The organism is Aureisphaera galaxeae (assembly GCF_028561275.1).
Lineage (GTDB): Bacteria > Bacteroidota > Bacteroidia > Flavobacteriales > Flavobacteriaceae > Aureisphaera > Aureisphaera galaxeae.
The window spans coordinates 300,362-318,910 of sequence record NZ_JAQQTF010000006.1 but is presented as its reverse complement, the minus strand read 5'-3'; the positions used below and the strand labels follow the sequence as shown (position 1 = coordinate 318,910).

General features: G+C 41.0%; 4 protein-coding genes and 1 pseudogene. All 5 read left to right on the top strand.

From position 1 onward, the window contains the following. Position 1 precedes the first annotated feature (1 nt). The 5 genes and pseudogenes from POV27_RS11810 to POV27_RS11790 all read left to right on the top strand — a co-directional run bounded on the left by POV27_RS11810 (position 2) and on the right by POV27_RS11790 (position 18,495). Complete coding sequence (locus tag POV27_RS11810) at positions 2-679, top strand: response regulator (RefSeq protein ID WP_272862979.1); 678 nt, start codon at positions 2-4, stop codon at positions 677-679. A 401-nt stretch (positions 680-1,080) separates the two neighbouring features. After that, positions 1,081-1,611, top strand: a complete 531-nt coding sequence (locus POV27_RS11805) for a UpxY family transcription antiterminator (RefSeq protein ID WP_272862978.1) — start codon at positions 1,081-1,083, stop codon at positions 1,609-1,611. Positions 1,612-1,624: 13 nt separating this feature from the next. After that, complete coding sequence (locus POV27_RS11800) at positions 1,625-10,330, top strand: non-ribosomal peptide synthetase (protein ID WP_272862977.1); 8,706 nt, start codon at positions 1,625-1,627, stop codon at positions 10,328-10,330. A gap of 43 nt (positions 10,331-10,373) precedes the next feature. Then, positions 10,374-13,619 (top strand): annotated as a pseudogene (locus POV27_RS11795) (non-ribosomal peptide synthetase); the annotation flags it as partial. 187 nt (positions 13,620-13,806) lie between these two features. After that, positions 13,807-18,495, top strand: coding sequence for a non-ribosomal peptide synthetase (locus POV27_RS11790; protein WP_272862975.1), 4,689 nt, complete (start codon positions 13,807-13,809; stop codon positions 18,493-18,495). The last annotated feature ends 54 nt before the right edge of the window (positions 18,496-18,549 follow it).

Below are 18,549 nucleotides of genomic sequence, written 5' to 3'. Positions count from 1 at the left end.
CATGAGAAGGAATTATAAGGTATTGCTAATCGACGACCATCCGTTGATTACTGGGGCGTATAAAAGTGCATTACAATTTGTAAGCGATGAATCTGAAGAAATCAACTTTTATATAGATACAGCAGACAATTGCGACGACGGATATGAAAAAATAAAAGATGCTTCCGAGAACAGTCACTTGGATTTAATCTTCCTAGATCTCAGATTACCACCTTCTAAAGACAATAAGATCCTATCGGGAGAAGATTTGGGGATTATCGCCAATAAACTAATGCCGGATACAAAGGTGATCATTTCGACCACCTTTAATGACAATTACCGTATACACAGCATTCTGAAAAGCGTGAATCCCGATGGATTCCTTATTAAAAACGATATCACCCCAGAGGAAATCGTTACCGCAATTAAGAATGTACTTTTCGATCCTCCCTATTATAGCAAATCTGTACTTCGATTGTTGCGAAATGAAGTTTCCAACGACTTCCTGTTAGATAAAATAGATAGGCGCTTATTATATGAGCTTTCTATAGGAACCAAGATGAAGGACCTTCCCGATATCTTACCCCTTTCCATTGCTGGAATTGAGAAGCGGAAACGGCACTTAAAAGAGGTGTTCGATGTTTCCAAATCAAGCGATAAAGACTTGATTCTCATAGCGAAAGAAAAAGGTTTTATATAAACCGTTCCGCACTTTCTTCACGTAAATTATAAGGTTTTCCCTTACTTTTTCTACGATTCCCAAATTGCTAAAATTAGGGTGTCGCACTACTTTTATTGTGTAGTAATAATCCATGTTGATAGGGCTTATTTGCCTGCTAAGCGGATGATTACTCAGTTATTTGAATTATGAAATACTTTTTTATGTCCAGACAGACACAATAAGTTGAAAATCAAAACCCCTGGGATGCTCTAATAAAAGAGTAAGGAGAATCCATACTTTCTCTACGTATCCCACTTCTTTATTGATAAGTAGTTCAGATAATTTTATTCAACGATAATTCTCTTTTTCACAGAACAGTAAATGTGACTCGAGGTAGCGAAGCTATGTCCAAAACCTAACAAAAAATAAAATCTTCGTCTATGAAACCTAAATCCACAATCGGTTGGCATGTTGTATATGTCAGATCTCGTTTTGAGCGAAAAGTACATGAGGCCATAGAGGAAATGTCCATTGAGTCGTTTCTACCTATGGTTAAAACAGTACGTAAATGGAGCGACCGTAAAAAGGTCATAGAAAAGCCATTGTTTCCGTCCTATGTTTTTGTAAACATCCGGTCATCCATGGACTTCTATAAAGTACTTTCTGTAAATGGAACTTGTGCCTATATAAAGATAGGATCGGATTACGCCACCGTACGGGAAGAAGAAATTAATAAAGTAAAATTCATGGTAGGCGCTAGGGATCTTGAAGATATAGAGACAAAGGTAGCCTTACCTAAAGTAGGAGAGATTAAGACCATTTACTATGGTCCACTAGCAGACTTGGAATGCGAGGTTCTTAAAGTAAACAACCAGAATAAAATTGTGGTTCGTTTAAACTCCTTGCAGCAGAATATTGTAGCGACTTTACCCGCACATTACCTAGACGAATCAGTAAAAGCCATCGCGTAAAGCTAAAGACAGCATGGACGCCATTCAAAATAAAATCACAGTAGATTATTGGTTGGAAAAGCTTAAGCCACTTGGATCGGTCCGACTTGACTGGACGGAGCGATCGGTGGCTAAAGCTCTTTCCGCTTCGCCTAACGATATTGCCTATTTCACCAAGCTTACGGGTGGACAGGAAATTGCAGAGAGAACCGTTTTCTTAGCGCTATTCGCTGGGCTTGTACAACGTTATTTCGATAATCCTGCCAATGTATATTCGGAAAGTGCTTCGGGGAATCCGCTGGTGTATCAATTGGGCAATATCCAACAGCTTTCCTTGAAAGAATATATAGGTACAACGAAAGTTGAGGTACAACAAGCCTTTAAGCATGCGAACTACGATCCTGATATTTTGATGGGTTTATTGGATGATACGACTATCGATGGTTACGCTCCTTTTGTCCTATATTATGGAGATTCGGATATATCTTATACCACAGGAAATCCTTTTGCCTTGGTCATTAAAAAGACCGAAGAGAATGGATTTCAGTTTTCAGTAGATTATGCGAAGGAATTCACCAACGATCGCATTGCCAATCACTTTCTTTCCAATTTTATCGATTGGATTAAAAACCTAGAACAATACTTAGAGGAACCCGTTGCTCAACTGGCTATCGTATCAAAGAGAGAGACGGAAAAGATCCTAGGGTTTAATCCCGAAAGAAAGCGGTTTCCAAAGAATGATACCCTAGTAAGCCTGTTTCAAAAGCAGGTGGACAGAACACCTAATAGTACTGCCTTAATTTTCGATGACAATTCATTTACCTATAAAGAGCTAGATGAAGCTTCGAATCGATTGGCTCATTACTTACAATCTAACCATAAAATAACCTCAGGCGATCTCGTAGCGGTAAAATTAAAGCGGGATGAGCAATTATTGATAGCCTTATTGGCCATCCTAAAAACAGGAGCCGCCTATGTGCCTATCGATATTAATTATCCGGAAGAACGACAATCCTACATAGAAAACGATAGTAAGGCGCGCCTTGTTATTGATGAAAAAGAGCTATTCCAATTCCATAAAGCGGAAGCTGAGTATAGTAATAAGCGATCGGAGGTTGATCAAAACCCGAATGATCTTGCTTATATCATCTATACCTCAGGAACGACGGGAGCTCCTAAGGGTGTTATGATTACTCAAGCCAATGCTACAGCATTGGTACATTGGGGGAAGAAAGAATTTGATCTTTCAAGATTTAGCATCGTATATGCCGCCACATCGCATTGTTTTGATCTATCAGTATTCGAAATGTTCTTCACCTTATCCGTAGGAAGGACCATTCGAATGTTAGAGAGCTCTTTCGATATAGAAAACTACCTCTCCAAGGATAAAGACATTTTGCTGAATACGGTTCCTTCTGTCTTAAGAAGAGTAACCGAATCCGGAATGGAAGTATTAGCCAATGTAAAGGTAATTAACCTTGCTGGGGAAGTGTTCCCTGTAGATTTGGCAAACAAACTTCCTTTATACAGAATAGCCGTTCGCAATCTATACGGTCCATCAGAGGATACGACCTATAGTACTTGCTATCAGTTGTTACAACCTGACTATACCAATATTCCAATTGGGAAGCCTATATCTAACACACAGGCATATATTTTGGACGACAACCTCCAATTACTACCTGTGGGTGTTCCTGGGAAACTATTCCTTTCTGGAGACGGTATTACACAAGGGTACTTGTATAAGCCTGAACTGACCCAAGAGAAATTCTTGGACAATCCCTATAAAGCCGATACCAAACTCTATGACACGGGTGATATTGCCTATTGGTCGGAGAATGGAACACTTATATTCATGGGCCGAAAGGACCATCAAGTAAAACTAAGGGGATATCGTATCGAACTCGAGGAGATCGAGTGCAAAATGGCCGAGTATTCTGATGAAATTCAACAGGCCGTTGTTGCTGTTAAGGAAGTGGCCAACGAAAGTACTTTGGTAGGATATTTTGTGTCGGATTATGCGATAGACACTTCCGCATTGAGAGGATATTTGTCAAAGCAACTACCCGCCTATATGATTCCCAGTCATTTTGTGGAAATGAACTCCATTCCCGTTAATGCCAATGGGAAAACCGATAAGAAAGCCTTGCCTGTTCCATCCAATGAAAACACCATTCGTACTACGTACGTAGCTCCCAAAAATGAGATGGAGAAAGGCCTAGTGGCGATTTGGCGAGAAGTGTTGGGAGTAGAAACCATTGGGGTGACCGATAACTTTTTCGAATTGGGAGGGCACAGCCTTATGGTGAATCAGGTGATCAATAGAATGTATAAGGAATTGAATTGCGGTGTAACGCATCAAGATTTCTTCGATGCTCCTACTATTGAACTGATTGCCGATAAGTTGAAACAAACAGAACAATATGTTCCGATTCCAAAGGTTGAATCCAGACCTCATTATCCGACGACCGCCGCACAGAAAAGACTCTGGTTGCTTAGTCAAATGGAAGGGGGAGCCCAAGCGTATCAGATAGCCGGCGCCATCGAAATGCGCGGAAAGATAAAAGAGCAATATCTAAAGGACGCATTTGCACGAACCGTTTCCAGACATGAGGTATTGCGAACCTATTTCAAGAAAACATCTGATGATGATTTGGTTCAGTGTATTGTACCGGAAACCGAATTTTCATTCCAAATAGAAAGCGTAGATCTATCTTCTTACGAAGGTTCTGACCAACGTTTTCATGAATTTGTAGCCGAACAACAAGGCTCAGCTTTCAGATTAACGGAGGCGCCTTTGTTTAATGCAGCCATCGTAAAGATTTCGGATGAACGACACATTTTCTTTATCACCATTCATCATATCATAAGTGATGGTTGGTCTATGGAAAATCTTACGGCCGAAGTACTGTTGGCGTATCAAAACTTGCACAATGGAGATGAATTGGCTTGGCAACCCTTGCCGATACAATTCAAAGATTATGCGACTTGGTTGAATGACACAAATAATGATGCTACATGGCAAAAGGATGAAGCCTATTGGCAGCAGATTTTCAGTAGTACGGTTGAACCGTTAGAGATTCCTTCATTCAAATCACGTCCGCCTGTTAAGACGTATAATGGTAATAAGATTCGTTTTTCCTTTACCGCTGAGCTTTATGAAGCGATTAGAGCGTTTTCCAATGTACACCAGGTTTCTTTGTTCATGACCTTATTTACGGGTGTAAAAGTACTATTGGCACGCTATTGCAATCAGACAGATATTACCGTTGGAACGCCATTGGCGGGAAGGGAACATCCCGATTTGGAAAACCAATTGGGATTATTCCTCAATATATTGGCCATCCGAAGTGAGATCCATCTAAACGAGACATTCCTAACCGTATTACAAAGAGAAAAACAAGCCTTGTTGGGTGCTTACGCCCATCAAGGATATCCATTGGATCATCTTATAGAAACCCTTGACCTAGAAAGGGATACTTCACGAAATCCATTGTTCGATGTCATGGTAGCCCTTCAAAATCATATGCAGTTGGCGAAATTCGGTGATGAGGTTTCCATCGAGGATGTCGAGATAACTCCCTACGATTTGGGACGATCCACTTCTCAATTTGACTTGGCTTTCACCTTCGTAGAGCAGGACACTCTATTGCTAGATATAGAATACAATACCGATATGTATGAGGAGGCCTTTATTCAAGGAATCAATGCACATTTAGAAAATATGTTCACGGCAGTAGTTGAAGATGCAGAAATACTTCTTGGAGTTATAGATCTTGTTACTGAAAGTGAAAAAGAACACTTACAAATTGCCTGTAACGACACCTATGCACCCTATAACAAGGAAATTACGGTACTGGATTTATTGAGTCAGCGCTTAGCTGAAGGCTCAAAGAACACGGCTGTGGTGCAGGATGGGGTTGCAATTTCCTATCGTACGTTGGAAGAACAATCCAATCGTTTGGCACATTATATCCTACAAAGGCAGGAAATTAATCCTGAAGATATTATCGCCATCCAGTTGGAGCGTAGTGATTGGCTTGTTATGGCCATCTTGGCTGTCCTTAAAACAGGAGCCGCGTATGTACCTATAGATACATCATATCCAGAAAGCAGGGTAGCTTATATCATTGACGATACCCGGACCAAATTGGTCATAAATGATACCTTTTTAGATACCTTTTCCAGAAGGGATAATCTACCACATAGACGTCCAAAGATAGAAATTACAGGTTCCCAGCTAGCCTATGTTATTTATACCTCAGGTTCTACGGGAATGCCCAAGGGAGTTATGGTAGAGCACCGAAATTTGGTCAATTTATGCCACTGGCATATTCGGGAATACGATGTAACCGAAGAAAGTCGCGGAACCCTATTTGCTGGGATCTCCTTCGACGCTTCGGTATGGGAACTATTCCCTTATCTGGTAGCCGGAGCTAGTCTATTCCCCATTCGAAATAATGAAATTCGATTGGATGCCGATAAACTGGTTTCATTTTTAAGGGATAATGATATTACTCATGCCTATATTCCCTCCAAATTGTGTCAGGAATTTGTAGAAAGAGGTGTCGCTTCTTTACCAACGAAGATTTTAACAGGAGGAGAAGCCCTTACTTATACTAAAGAAACAGATTTACAGATCTATAATAACTACGGTCCTACGGAGAATACTGTGGTGACTACGTTCTTCGATTGTTCCCAGGATACATTCGAAAATATACCGATTGGGAAACCCATCGACAACACTAAGGTTTACGTGTTATCCGATCTTATGAAACCACAGCCTGTAGGGGTCATTGGCGAATTATGTATTTCCGGAAGCAGCTTGGCTAGGGGATATCTAAATCAACCAGAATTAACCGCCGCCGCATTTGTAGAAAATCCATTTTCAGCAGGGGAAAGACTCTATAAAACGGGAGACTTAGTGCGATGGCTGCCCGATGGGAATCTGGAATTCAGTCACAGAAAAGACGATCAGATTAAGGTAAGAGGTCATAGAATTGAACTGGGGGAGATAGAATATGCTTTACTGGGATACAAGTCTGAAATACATCAAGTGGTGGCTACTGCTATTACCGCTGAAAACGAAACTAAAATTGCTGCCTACTATGTAGCTTCGGGAGTAGTTGATAAGAAGGCGTTGCGTCATTATTTAAAGTCTCATTTACCCGTTTATATGGTGCCGGATTACTTTGTAGCTATAGATGCCGTGCCACTTACCGTCAATGGAAAAGTGGATAAGACACAATTAAAACCAGTAACCGAAGACGATCAGGTTCGCAGTGCGTATACGGCGCCGACCAATGAAATTGAAGAGAAATTGGTTGGCATCTGGAAGGAAGTATTAGAGAAAGAAACCATTGGTATTTTCGATGACTTTTTCGAATTGGGCGGACATAGTTTATTGCTTATTCGTTTAATCAATGAATACCTAAGGGAGTTCCATGTAGACTTAGACTTAAACGAAGTCTACGCCAATACGACCTTAAAGCATCATGGAACGCTAATAGCATCTGCCAATCCTTCGACCTTAGAAGAGATAGAAGCCTTACCCGAACAGGAATTATACGATGTTTCGCCATCGCAGCTTCGGTATTGGCTCCTTCATAAAATACAAGGGAAGTCCAAAGAATTCAATATTTACAGCACTTTAGACTTACCGGACGATTTAGATATTACTGCATTTCAATATGCATTCAACAAACTTATAGAGAGGCACGAGGTTTTGAGAACCGTGTTCGTAGAGGACAACGGTATCCCAAAACAGAAGGTTCTTCCAAATCAACTAATAAAAACTCCACTCGTAGAAGACGGGGACATGATCCACGTCCAAAATCAGGTTTTTAATTATGAATTTGATTTGGAAGCCTTTCCTCTTTATAAAATAGCATTGTTTAAGAATGAAGCGGGGTGTGAGCTGTTTTTCAATATTCATCACAGTATAAGCGATGGATTCTCTATCGGGATCATTCAAAAAGAACTCTTGGAGTTGTACGAAGCCAAAAAGAGAGGGAAGGAGTTAAGCTTACCCGATGTTGAGGTGCACTTTAAAGACTATGCGGCGTGGCAGAACGATTTGATCCAATCTGGAAAGTTGTTGAATCAACGTTCGTATTGGATAGAGCAATTTCAAGGCGACTATCCGTACCTACAATTGCCGTTGGATTACGCCAATAAAGCCAAGGACAATCAATCGTCTTCCTCCTATTATACCATGTATTTGGATGAAGGGCTTAAGGAAAAGATATTTCAGTTATCTACAGACCACAAAGTGAGTGTTTTTGCCATTTTCGTAGCGGGACTGAAGATTTTACTGAACAGACTTACCGGAATCAAAGATGTCATCTTAGGGATTCCGGCAGCGAATAGAAACCATTATCAGTTAAAGAATATGGTAGGGTGTTTCCTAAATACCCTCATGCTAAGGGATCAGGTAAAAGTAACCACTACTTTTTCCACTTTCTTAGCTCAAATTAATGATACCTTAAAAGGGGCATTGATCAATCAGAATTATCCGTTCGAACAATTATTATCGGATCTTGATGAGAGTAAGGATCAAGGACGTTTTCCTTTGAGTTCGGTATTTCTGAATTTGTTAGACTTCCATTCCAATAATGAAACTAAAATTGAGGATTTTGAGGTGCAGAGTGGATCCTTGGATGCCGCTCCTAAGTTCGATTTCGAATGCTATCTGAAAAGTTATGACAATGGCATTTCCATGAACTGTGTTTACGATCCAGCCTTATTCAAACAGGAAACCATTGCTCAATGGATGGAAGCGTATACTTCTATCATTTCTCAAGTGGTCGAAGACGATTCTCGAGCCTTATCAGATATTGAAATATTCGAGTCTTTTGTACCACAAACAGAAGATCCGAAACCGACGAATACCTTCTCCGTTTTTGAAACGATAGAAACAGAAACGACCCTGGTTAGTCGGTTCGAAGCTCAAGTAGAAAAGTTCCCCGAACATATTGCTGTTGCTGCGGGATCTAACACGCTTAACTATAAAGAATTGAATAATAGGGCCAATGCCCTTGCCTCCCAGATTGTGGAGCATCAAGGGAGCGACACAAAACGTGTTGCCCTTGTCTTGGAACATGATGCCTCATGTGTTATAGGTATGTTGGCAGCCTTAAAAGCAGGTTGTGCCTATGTGCCAATAGATCATGGCAATCCGATAGGCAGGATTCAATATATCGTGGAAGATGCTTCCTGTGATATTGTGGTCTGCACTCCGAAAACAGTGGCAAAAGTGAACGCATTGCTTGAAGAAAATGCGGAATTGAAAATAATTGAACTAACGAATGAACCGCAAGCGGATAGCATTCCCAATCTAAACAGGGAAATAGATCCACAACAGGAAGCGTATGTGTTGTATACTTCGGGTTCTACAGGATTACCTAAGGGTGTTCGTCAGAACCATCGTAACGTATTGCATTACATCAAGGTGTACACGAACAATACCCATATTAACCCAGAAGATAACCTAAGTGTCTTTTCCACCTTTACCTTCGATGCTTCGGTGAAGGATATTTATGGAGCCATCTTAAATGGTGCTACCGTAAGCCTTTACAACGTAGCCGAAGAAGGATTGAATATGCTGAATGGATGGTTACGCCAAGAAGGAATCACCATCATACATATGGTTCCAACCATCTACCGACACTTTCTGAAAGGATTGAGCGAGAACGAAGTGCTCGATACCGTTAGAATTGTCGACATGGGTGGGGAGGCCTGTTACAAATCCGATTTCGATTTGTTCAAAAAACACTTTAAAAGAGGAGCGTTGTTTATTAACGATTATGGTCCAACAGAGTCAACTATTGTCTCCCAGAAGTTCTTGTCCCATGATTCTGAAATTACACGTCATGCAGTGCCTTTAGGAATGCCCGTTATGAATACCGAAGTTTTTCTGCTCACTGACGCGAATACCAAAGCACGAATGTATGAAGAAGGGGAAATCGTATTCAAAAGTGATTATTTGTCCTTAGGGTATCTGAATCGGGAAGAATTAACGAATCGCGTTTTTGGAGAAGATCCCGTTGAAGGAAACGGAAGGGTTTACAGATCGGGCGATATTGGTCGGATGCTTCCTTCTGGAGAGATCGAATTTGTGAAGCGTAAGGATACGCAAGTGAAGTGGAATGGAATACGGATCGAACTCGCGGAAATTGAATTTCAATTAGAACAATTAGAAGTCATAGAAGAGGCTATCGTATTACTGAAAGAAGTAAGCGACAACCAACACCTAATTGCCTACATAAAGACCCAGGGTAGTTGTAATGTCGACACCCTGAAACAAGAATTGAAGAATATATTACCTAAGCATATGATACCAACCATTTTTGTACCCGTAGAAGCGTTCCCATTAACAAGAACAGGGAAGATAGACAGAAAAGAATTGCCTATACCGAAGCTTTCGGAAATTATGAAAGTGCCTTTCGTAGCACCCGAAAATGAGATGGAAGAAAGGCTGGTTGCTATTTGGGCAGAGGTGCTCAATGCCGAGCAAAATGAGGTAGGAGTAAAAGATAACTTTTTCGAGTTGGGAGGAAATAGCCTCCAAGCCGTGGTCCTTATCAACAAGTTGAACAGAGCCTTCAATACGGTACTATCCATTGAAAATTTATACGACACACAAAACATTCGGGATTTGGGCCAATTACTACAGTTTTCTGTTTCCCAAACTCAAGAGAATGTGGTGTTGAATGGAGATCATGATGAGGTAGTGATTTAAGCTACCCAATTAATTCAGAGATTCACTTATCCAGACGTATTTTATGAAAAACGAATTGATACATAAGTTATCCGCATTGGGTGTTCAGCTCAAAGTGGTGGAAGGCAATCTAAAGGTAAATGCACCTAAAGGGACCTTAACCCAAGAACTACTGGAAGAAATTAAGGCAAACAAGGCGTATTTAATGCAATTAATCGCTGCTAATGCCAGGATTCCTAAGGTTGAGGAGCAAGAGAGTTACGTCGTAACTTCTTCTCAAAAAAGATTGTGGGCTTTGAGTCAATTCGAAGGAGGAAATGCCGCCTATAATATTTCCAATTGTATGGAATTTACCGGGCCTTTTACCCTTTCCATATTTTCCGAAGCTTTTAAGATGCTCATTGAACGTCATGAGAGTTTGCGAACCTATTTCCGTCAGGATGAAAGTGGAACCCTAAGACAATATATTGTTTCTGAAGATGCACTCGATTTTTCCATCAATTATCAAGATGTTAGTAATGTATCACCGGAAAAATTAGATGCGATTATTTCGGAACATCGATCGAAACCCTTCGATCTAGCTACAGCTCCACTGCTCAAGGTGGGCGTGCTAAAATGCGATGAAAACAAACATATCCTCTTATTCAACCTACACCACATAGTAGGCGATGGTTGGTCCATGGAGGTGCTTTCCAAGGAAATCGTGCAATGCTACAATGCGTTGCAAAAAGAACAAACTCCGCAATGGCAAGAATTGCCCATCCAGTATAAGGATTATGCAGAATGGATGGAAGGCGATGCACAGGAACAAAGATTACAAACGGCAAAAACGTATTGGCAACAAAAATTCAGTGGAGAAATCCCTGTTTTAAGCATTCCTTCGACTAAGAAGCGTCCCAAGGTAAAGACGTATAACGGTGATTCGATGGAATACCGCTTTTCCGATGTCTTCTATACAAACCTTTCCCAATTTACCCAAGAGCAGGAAGCGAGCTTATTTATGGGCATTATGGCGGGAATAAATGGTTTGTTTTACAGATATAGCAATGCTTCGGACATTGTATTGGGTACCGCAGTAGCTGGGAGGGAACATCCCGACTTGGAACATCAAATTGGTTTATACCTCAATACCTTGGCCATTAGAACAACCTTCAATGCAGATGCTGGCTTCAAAGGGTTACTTACGGAACAAAAGGAAACACTTATAGATGCCTATAAATATCAATCCTTTCCCTTCGACAATTTGGTCGATCTTATCGAGGTAAAAAGAGACGTTTCTAGATCTGCTTTGTTTGATGTAATGGTGGTTTTTCAGAATCAAAAAAACCTACTGTCTTCCCAAGGACATGAAATGGATGGAATTTCCATTCAACCCTACGAGAAAAAGAAGGAAACGAGTCAATTCGATATGAACTTCTCTTTTGTGGAAGAAGACAAAGGATTAAAACTGGTATTGGATTACAATACCGATATCTATAGCGAAGCCTATGTAAAACAGCTTGTTTCCCATTTTGAAAGAATGATCATTAATGGGGTAGCAGCACCCGAACTTCCATTATCTCAAATTGAATTGCTTTCTGAAGAAGAGCAACGGGAATTGGTTTACGATTTTAATGCGACCACATTCAAACATAACACCGATAGAACGCTTATCGACTTGTTTAAAGAACAGGTCTATACCCAAAAGGATCATGTGGCTTTACGGTTTAACGACCGCCCATTTACGTACGGTGAATTGGATGTAGCATCCAACAGACTTGCAAACTTTTTAAGCGCACAGTACGATGTTGATGTAGAGGATAAGATTGGTGTACTGTTAGAAAGAAATGAAATGCTCATTATATCCATATTGGCTATTTTGAAACTGGGAGCTGGTTATGTTCCTTTGGATCCTAATTTTCCAGCGGACAGACTGTCTTATATTATCAATGACAGTAACTGCAAACTAACCATCAATGCTGAACTCCTAGAGGCATTTGCAAAAGATACCTGGGAAGATACCGCGCCCGATGTGGCTATCGCGCCCCATAATTTGGCGTATATCATATACACTTCCGGATCTACAGGGAAACCCAAGGGAGTAATGATAGAACACGGCAATGCGGTTTCTTTAATTCAGAATAGGGATGGGATCCTTAATCTGAACGATTACGATACCATAGCGGCTACTATTAATGTGGTGTTCGATATTTCATTTTTTGAAATATTCGGAAGCCTTTGTTCTGGGAAAGAACTTGTCTTATTTAACGCTAAAGAATTACTATCTCCACAGCTATATGTTGAAAGGTTAATAAAGGACCAAGTAGAGGTATTACAGATCACCCCTTCTAGATTCAATCAGTTGTTGGACATATTCTTAACGAATGACCTACCGCATCTCAAATTAATGATATTAGGAGGCGAATCATTCCCAAAATCCTTGTTGAAACATTTGGACGATTTTAAGGGAATTACGATTATCAATGCATACGGGCCTACGGAAACAACCATTTGGAGTACGGCCACTCAAGTACTGGGACCGACCAATCTAACGATTGGGAAGCCTTTACTGAATGAGCAGGTCTATATTCTTACGGATGATCTGAAGTTACAGCCCAAATGGGTGGTAGGGGAAGTATGTATTTCTGGAGAAGGAGTAGCAAGAGGGTATCTCAACAAAGAAGACCTTACTCGGGATCGTTTTATTGCGAATCCGTTCGATCCTACCCAGCGTTTGTACAAAAGTGGCGATTTAGCACGGTGGTTACCCGACGGTACCATCGACTTTGTGGGAAGGAAAGACGATCAGGTAAAGGTGAACGGATACCGAATCGAATTAGGAGAAATTGAAACATTGCTCCGAAAAAAGGAAGGCGTAACCGATGTAGCCGTACGCGTAAAAGAAACAGAAGGACAGCCGAGTGAATTGATTGCGTTTTTGGTGGCCAATATTGAAGAGAATGCGAGTAGTTTACGAGACTATTTGGCTTCCTTTCTACCGCAATACATGATCCCTGCACAATACATTCAACTAGAAAAATTACCCTTAACCCCCAATGGAAAATTAGATCACAAATTGCTGTTAAGCATGTCTGCTGAAACCCTTTCGGTAAGTGCCGTTTATGAAGCACCTAGGGACAGGGTAGAACGTACCCTCGTGGAAATTTGGGAAGCGGTGCTCAATAAAGAAAAGATCGGAATTAAGGACGACTTTTTCGATTTGGGAGGACATAGCCTAAAAGCAGTAAGTATGCTTACTAAAGTGAATACGATTTTCCATTTAAATATCGACTTCACATCCATTTTCAAACTGAGAAATATTTCCCAATTGGCAGAACTTATTAATCAGATCCTTTGGGAAAAAGAGCAAAAGAGCAATAAACAAGCCGCTCAAAAAATTAGAATCTAACCCCTTATCAAAAAGGAGGAACACAAGCCAAATACAACATTTTTAATGGAAGGCATTTCCCGAATCATCTCGGGAAATACAACCATTGCACAAAAGCATCATTCGCAAGATGGAAGAACTTTTGAAAATACTATCGGATTTAAGAAAGAGCAATGCCCAATTGGTATTGGATCAAGGAGAATTAGATCTCATTACCTACGGTGAGGCGATTGCCCCTGAACTTTTGGAAGCCATTAGAGCCAACAAAGAAGGGTTGATCGAATATTTGACGCTATTGGATAATGCCAGCGATACCCAAGCAGCTATTCCTGTGCAACCCAAACAGGAAGCCTATCCGGTTTCCAGCGCACAGGGTAGAATGTGGATGCTTTGTCAATACGAAGAAGAATCCAAAGCCTATCAAATGCCTTCTCAGGTAAGACTTTCTGGAGCTTACGATATCGAAAATTTCAAAAAGGCACTCTATGCTGTTATTGAAAGACATGATATTCTTCGTACCGTATTTTTTGAAACGGACACTGGCGCGGTCATGCAACAAGTAAAAGAGATTGAAGACTTCCAATTTTCTATCGATTACCATGATTTACGAAATGAAAGTGATGCAGAAGGTACTTGTCATTCGATCATTACCGCCGACAAGCAGGTAGCCTTTAATTTAGAGCAGGGGCCTTTGCTGAGAGCCAAGCTATTCCGATTGGAAGAAATGGAATACGAGTTCTATTTCAACATGCATCACATCATTAGCGATGGTTGGTCTATGGATATATTATCCAGGGATGTTTTGGCCTACTACGAAGCCTATCAAAACAATACCGAGTCCAACGTGCCCGAACTTTCCATTCAGTATAAAGATTATGCGGCTTGGTATAGGAACGAAAGCCAACAACCCGCTTTCGATTCACATAAAAAGTACTGGGAAGAAAAACTAGGAGGTGAGATTCCTCTATTAGATCTACCTACAAGAAAGCAACGACCGAGCATTAAAACCTATAAAGGAGCGGCCCTACAGACCTACCTTTCAAAAGAAGCGACACAAGCACTCAATAAGTGGGTACAAGCCCATGGAGGAAGTTTATTTACTGCGGTTTTGGCCGTGTACAATGTGCTGTTTTCCAAATATACAGGTCAGGAAGATATCATGGTGGGAACACCTGTTTCGGGACGCGATCATTCGGATTTACTCAATCAGATTGGACTCTATGTCAATACCCTTGTTTTACGCAATTCGATAGACGCTAACGACAGTTTTGCTCAATTCTACAAGAAATTATGCGAATCTACCCTGAATGATTTTGAACATCAGGCGTATTCATTCGATCAGATCATAGAAGACCTTAATATCAAAGGAGATCCTTCCCGAAGTGCTTTGTTCGATGTTATCTTTACCCTTCAAAATAGGGTAGATGAAGACTTCGAGGCTACGGAAATTAAGGATTCTGAAAGTATAAAGACTTTGGATGATGGAACCGCTAAGTTCGATCTTCAAATCATCGCTAGGGAAGAGGGAGAACAATTGTCCTTAAAACTAACCTATAATACCGATGTGTATGGAATGGGGATGTTAAAGCGGTTTTTGAATCACTTCAAACAATTAATTCCGGCACTTATCGATCAAAGCAATACTCCCCTAAAACGGATTGAATACCTGTCTGAAGAGGAGCGATGGGAAATCCTAGGGGATTTTAACAATACCACGGTGGCGTATCCAAAAGATGTAACCTTGGTAGATCTCTTTAGGGATCAGGTTAGTCAAACACCCGATGCGGTTGCAGTTATCTACGAAGATCGTGAGTGGACCTATCAAGAGTTGGAGGATTTGTCCAATAAAATGGCTCATTTCTTACTCTCCAACTACGAAATTTACAAAGGAGATTTTATCGGGATTAGAATCCCAAGGAGCGAATGGTCGGTACTATCCATTCTGGCGATCCTGAAAGTAGGGGCCGCCTATGTACCTATCGATATGGACTATCCAACAGAGCGTATCGAATATATGGAGAGCGATAGCAATTGCTCGCTTACCATAGATGCCGATGTCCTGGAGCGTTTTAAAGAAGAAAAGGATCAATATCCAGCTTCAGTTCCAGAATTGACCCTATCGCCCAACCAATTGGCGTACTTAATGTATACTTCGGGTTCCACAGGAAGACCGAAAGGGGTTATGATCGAGCAAATGGGGATCATTCGATTGGTAAAAAACACCAACTACGTAGGGCTTAAAAGAGGAACCGTTGTTTTGGGGCTTTCCAATTTTTCATTCGATGGTTCCACCTTCGATATTTATGCCGCATTGCTAAACGGGGGAACCTTGGTCATTGCACCCAAGGATATTTATTTGGATCTGCCGAAACTGGATACCCTTATTAACGATTATGAAGTAGATGTATTCTTTTTAACAGTGGTCTTCTTCAATGCCATTACCGATGCAGAACTACCTTCTTTAGGTAGATTGAAATACATTTTATTTGGAGGCGAGAAGGCTTCAACCCCGCATGCCCGAAAATTTAAGAAACTATATCCAACCGTAAACGTTCACAACGCTTATGGTCCTACGGAGAATACTACCTTTTCCACTTACTATGCAGTAGAAGAGGGGCCGAGTACAGTGAAAAATATTCCTATTGGAATACCTATTTCGAACAGTACCTGTTACTTGTTAGACACTCACCTCAACATAGTGCCTATTGGCGTAACAGGGGAACTTTATTTAGGAGGAGATGGCTTGGCAAGAGGATATTACAATCGTCCCGATCTAAACGAAGAACGGTTTATTCCTAGTCCCTTCAAATCTGAGGAAAACCTTTATAAAACAGGAGATTTAGGTCGCTGGTTACCGGACGGAACCATTGAATTTCTGGGCCGCACCGACGATCAAGTAAAAATACGTGGACATCGTATAGAGCTGGGTGAAATTGAAACTACATTACAGAGCAAAGAAGGAATAAATGAAGTGGTGGTGCTCGTAGAAACGTCGAGCGAAGGAGAAATGGAGTTGGTGGCGTACTATGTTTCCGAAAATTCCGAAAGCATTAAAAACCTTAGGGAATTCCTAAAAGAGAAATTGCCCAATTATATGATCCCGAATGTGTTCGTTTCCTTAGACGCTTTTCCATTAACAACCAATGGTAAGGTGGACAAAAAGAAATTGGCCACTTACGATAAGTCTGGGACGCAAACAGGAAATGATTATGTAGCTCCTCGCTCAAAAACCGAAGAACAACTGGTGGCCATTTGGCAGACCGTTTTGGGTAGGGAAGAAATGGGAGTTACCGATGGTTTCTTCGAATTGGGAGGAAACAGCTTGAAGGTATTCAAAATGATTTCCCTCATTCAACAAGAATTCAATATAAAGATCGCAGTGAAGCGATTCTATGAAAACCCTACCATAAGCGGATTGGCCGAGATACTGAAGGAAAACAAAGGTGGAATGACCGATACCATTCAACCCATTGCACTGTCCAAAACTGGCTATCCTGTCTCTAACGAACAGTTGCGCATTTGGATCGCTTCCCAATCGGAAGAAGGCTCTATGGCTCATCATATGATATCCGACTACTTAGTGGCGGGAGATTTGGATGTAGAAATACTGAAAGCATCCATTGCCCATATTTGCAATAGACATGAAGCGCTTCGCACCTATTTTTCGGTGACTCAAGAAGGGGATGTGGTACAGTTCATAAAAGATACCATCGATATCGATTCGGTATTCCGTTTTCAATCGGAGTCCTCTGAGACCATAGAACAAACATTGGAGCACTTTAAGGCTGCCGGTTTTCACTTAGGAAATGCGCCTTTGTTCCGAGTGTTACTGCTTCTGACATCGGAAGATACCTATGTCATGTCATATGTGATGCACCATATCATTGGGGATTTCGGTTCGTATGAAATACTTATTAAGGAAATTCAGCAGACCTACGATGCCTTAAAGCACGGAGGACTGTTACAAGTAGAACCCTTACCGGTTCAGAATAAGGATTATGTTGCATGGATTACCAAGAAATTGGTACATAACGAATTTGCGCCTCAGAAGGCATTTTTAAAGACCTACTTAGAAAAAATTCAGTCCAAAAGTAATTGGATCAATGGAAGGAACGCTTCCGATTTCGAAGGAGGTGCTTTTAGTGATTCTTTCGATGCCGATCTGGTACAATCGCTAAAGAAATACAGCGCCGAGGGAGGCGTGGGGTTGATGAGCCTGATGTCATCCGCGTTGGGAGTTCTGATTCACAAAACTACCGGACAGGAAGATGTAGTAGTAGGCTTGCCTATTAGTTTGCGCAATCATCCAGATCTTATGCAACAGGTAGGATTGTACCTCAATATGTTGCCTATTAGAATCAACGTAAAAGATGAACAGCAAGTAACGCACTTCTTACAGGAGAATGCCAAGGAGCAATTGCAACTTATGGATGCTGCGTTTTACCCTTTCGATAGCATTATAGAGGATTTTGAAAGGGAGTACAACTTCAACCTAGCCGATAGGATCGATGTGTATTTAAACATCGTGCATTGTTCCGAAGCCACTCAATCCGAAGGAGAGTTTAGTGCCATAACATTCACTCCTAAGCCACAACCTACTCGTAAAAGCAAGTTTCCTATTTGTTTTTACCTGTACGAATACGACGATCACATTTCGTTTACCATCGAGTATCAAACGGAGGTATTCGATACAAAAGAGATCTCCAATTTAGGCAATAGGTTCAAAAAATGCCTTACACAGCTTTTGGAACAGCCCACTGCCGAGATTCATAAGATTAGCCTAATAGACAAGGCTTCTATACCCAGTTTTAATTTCTAATGATAACAGGCCTTTCCGCCTTAGAATGTCCCATGAATTTTCATGGGCTACACA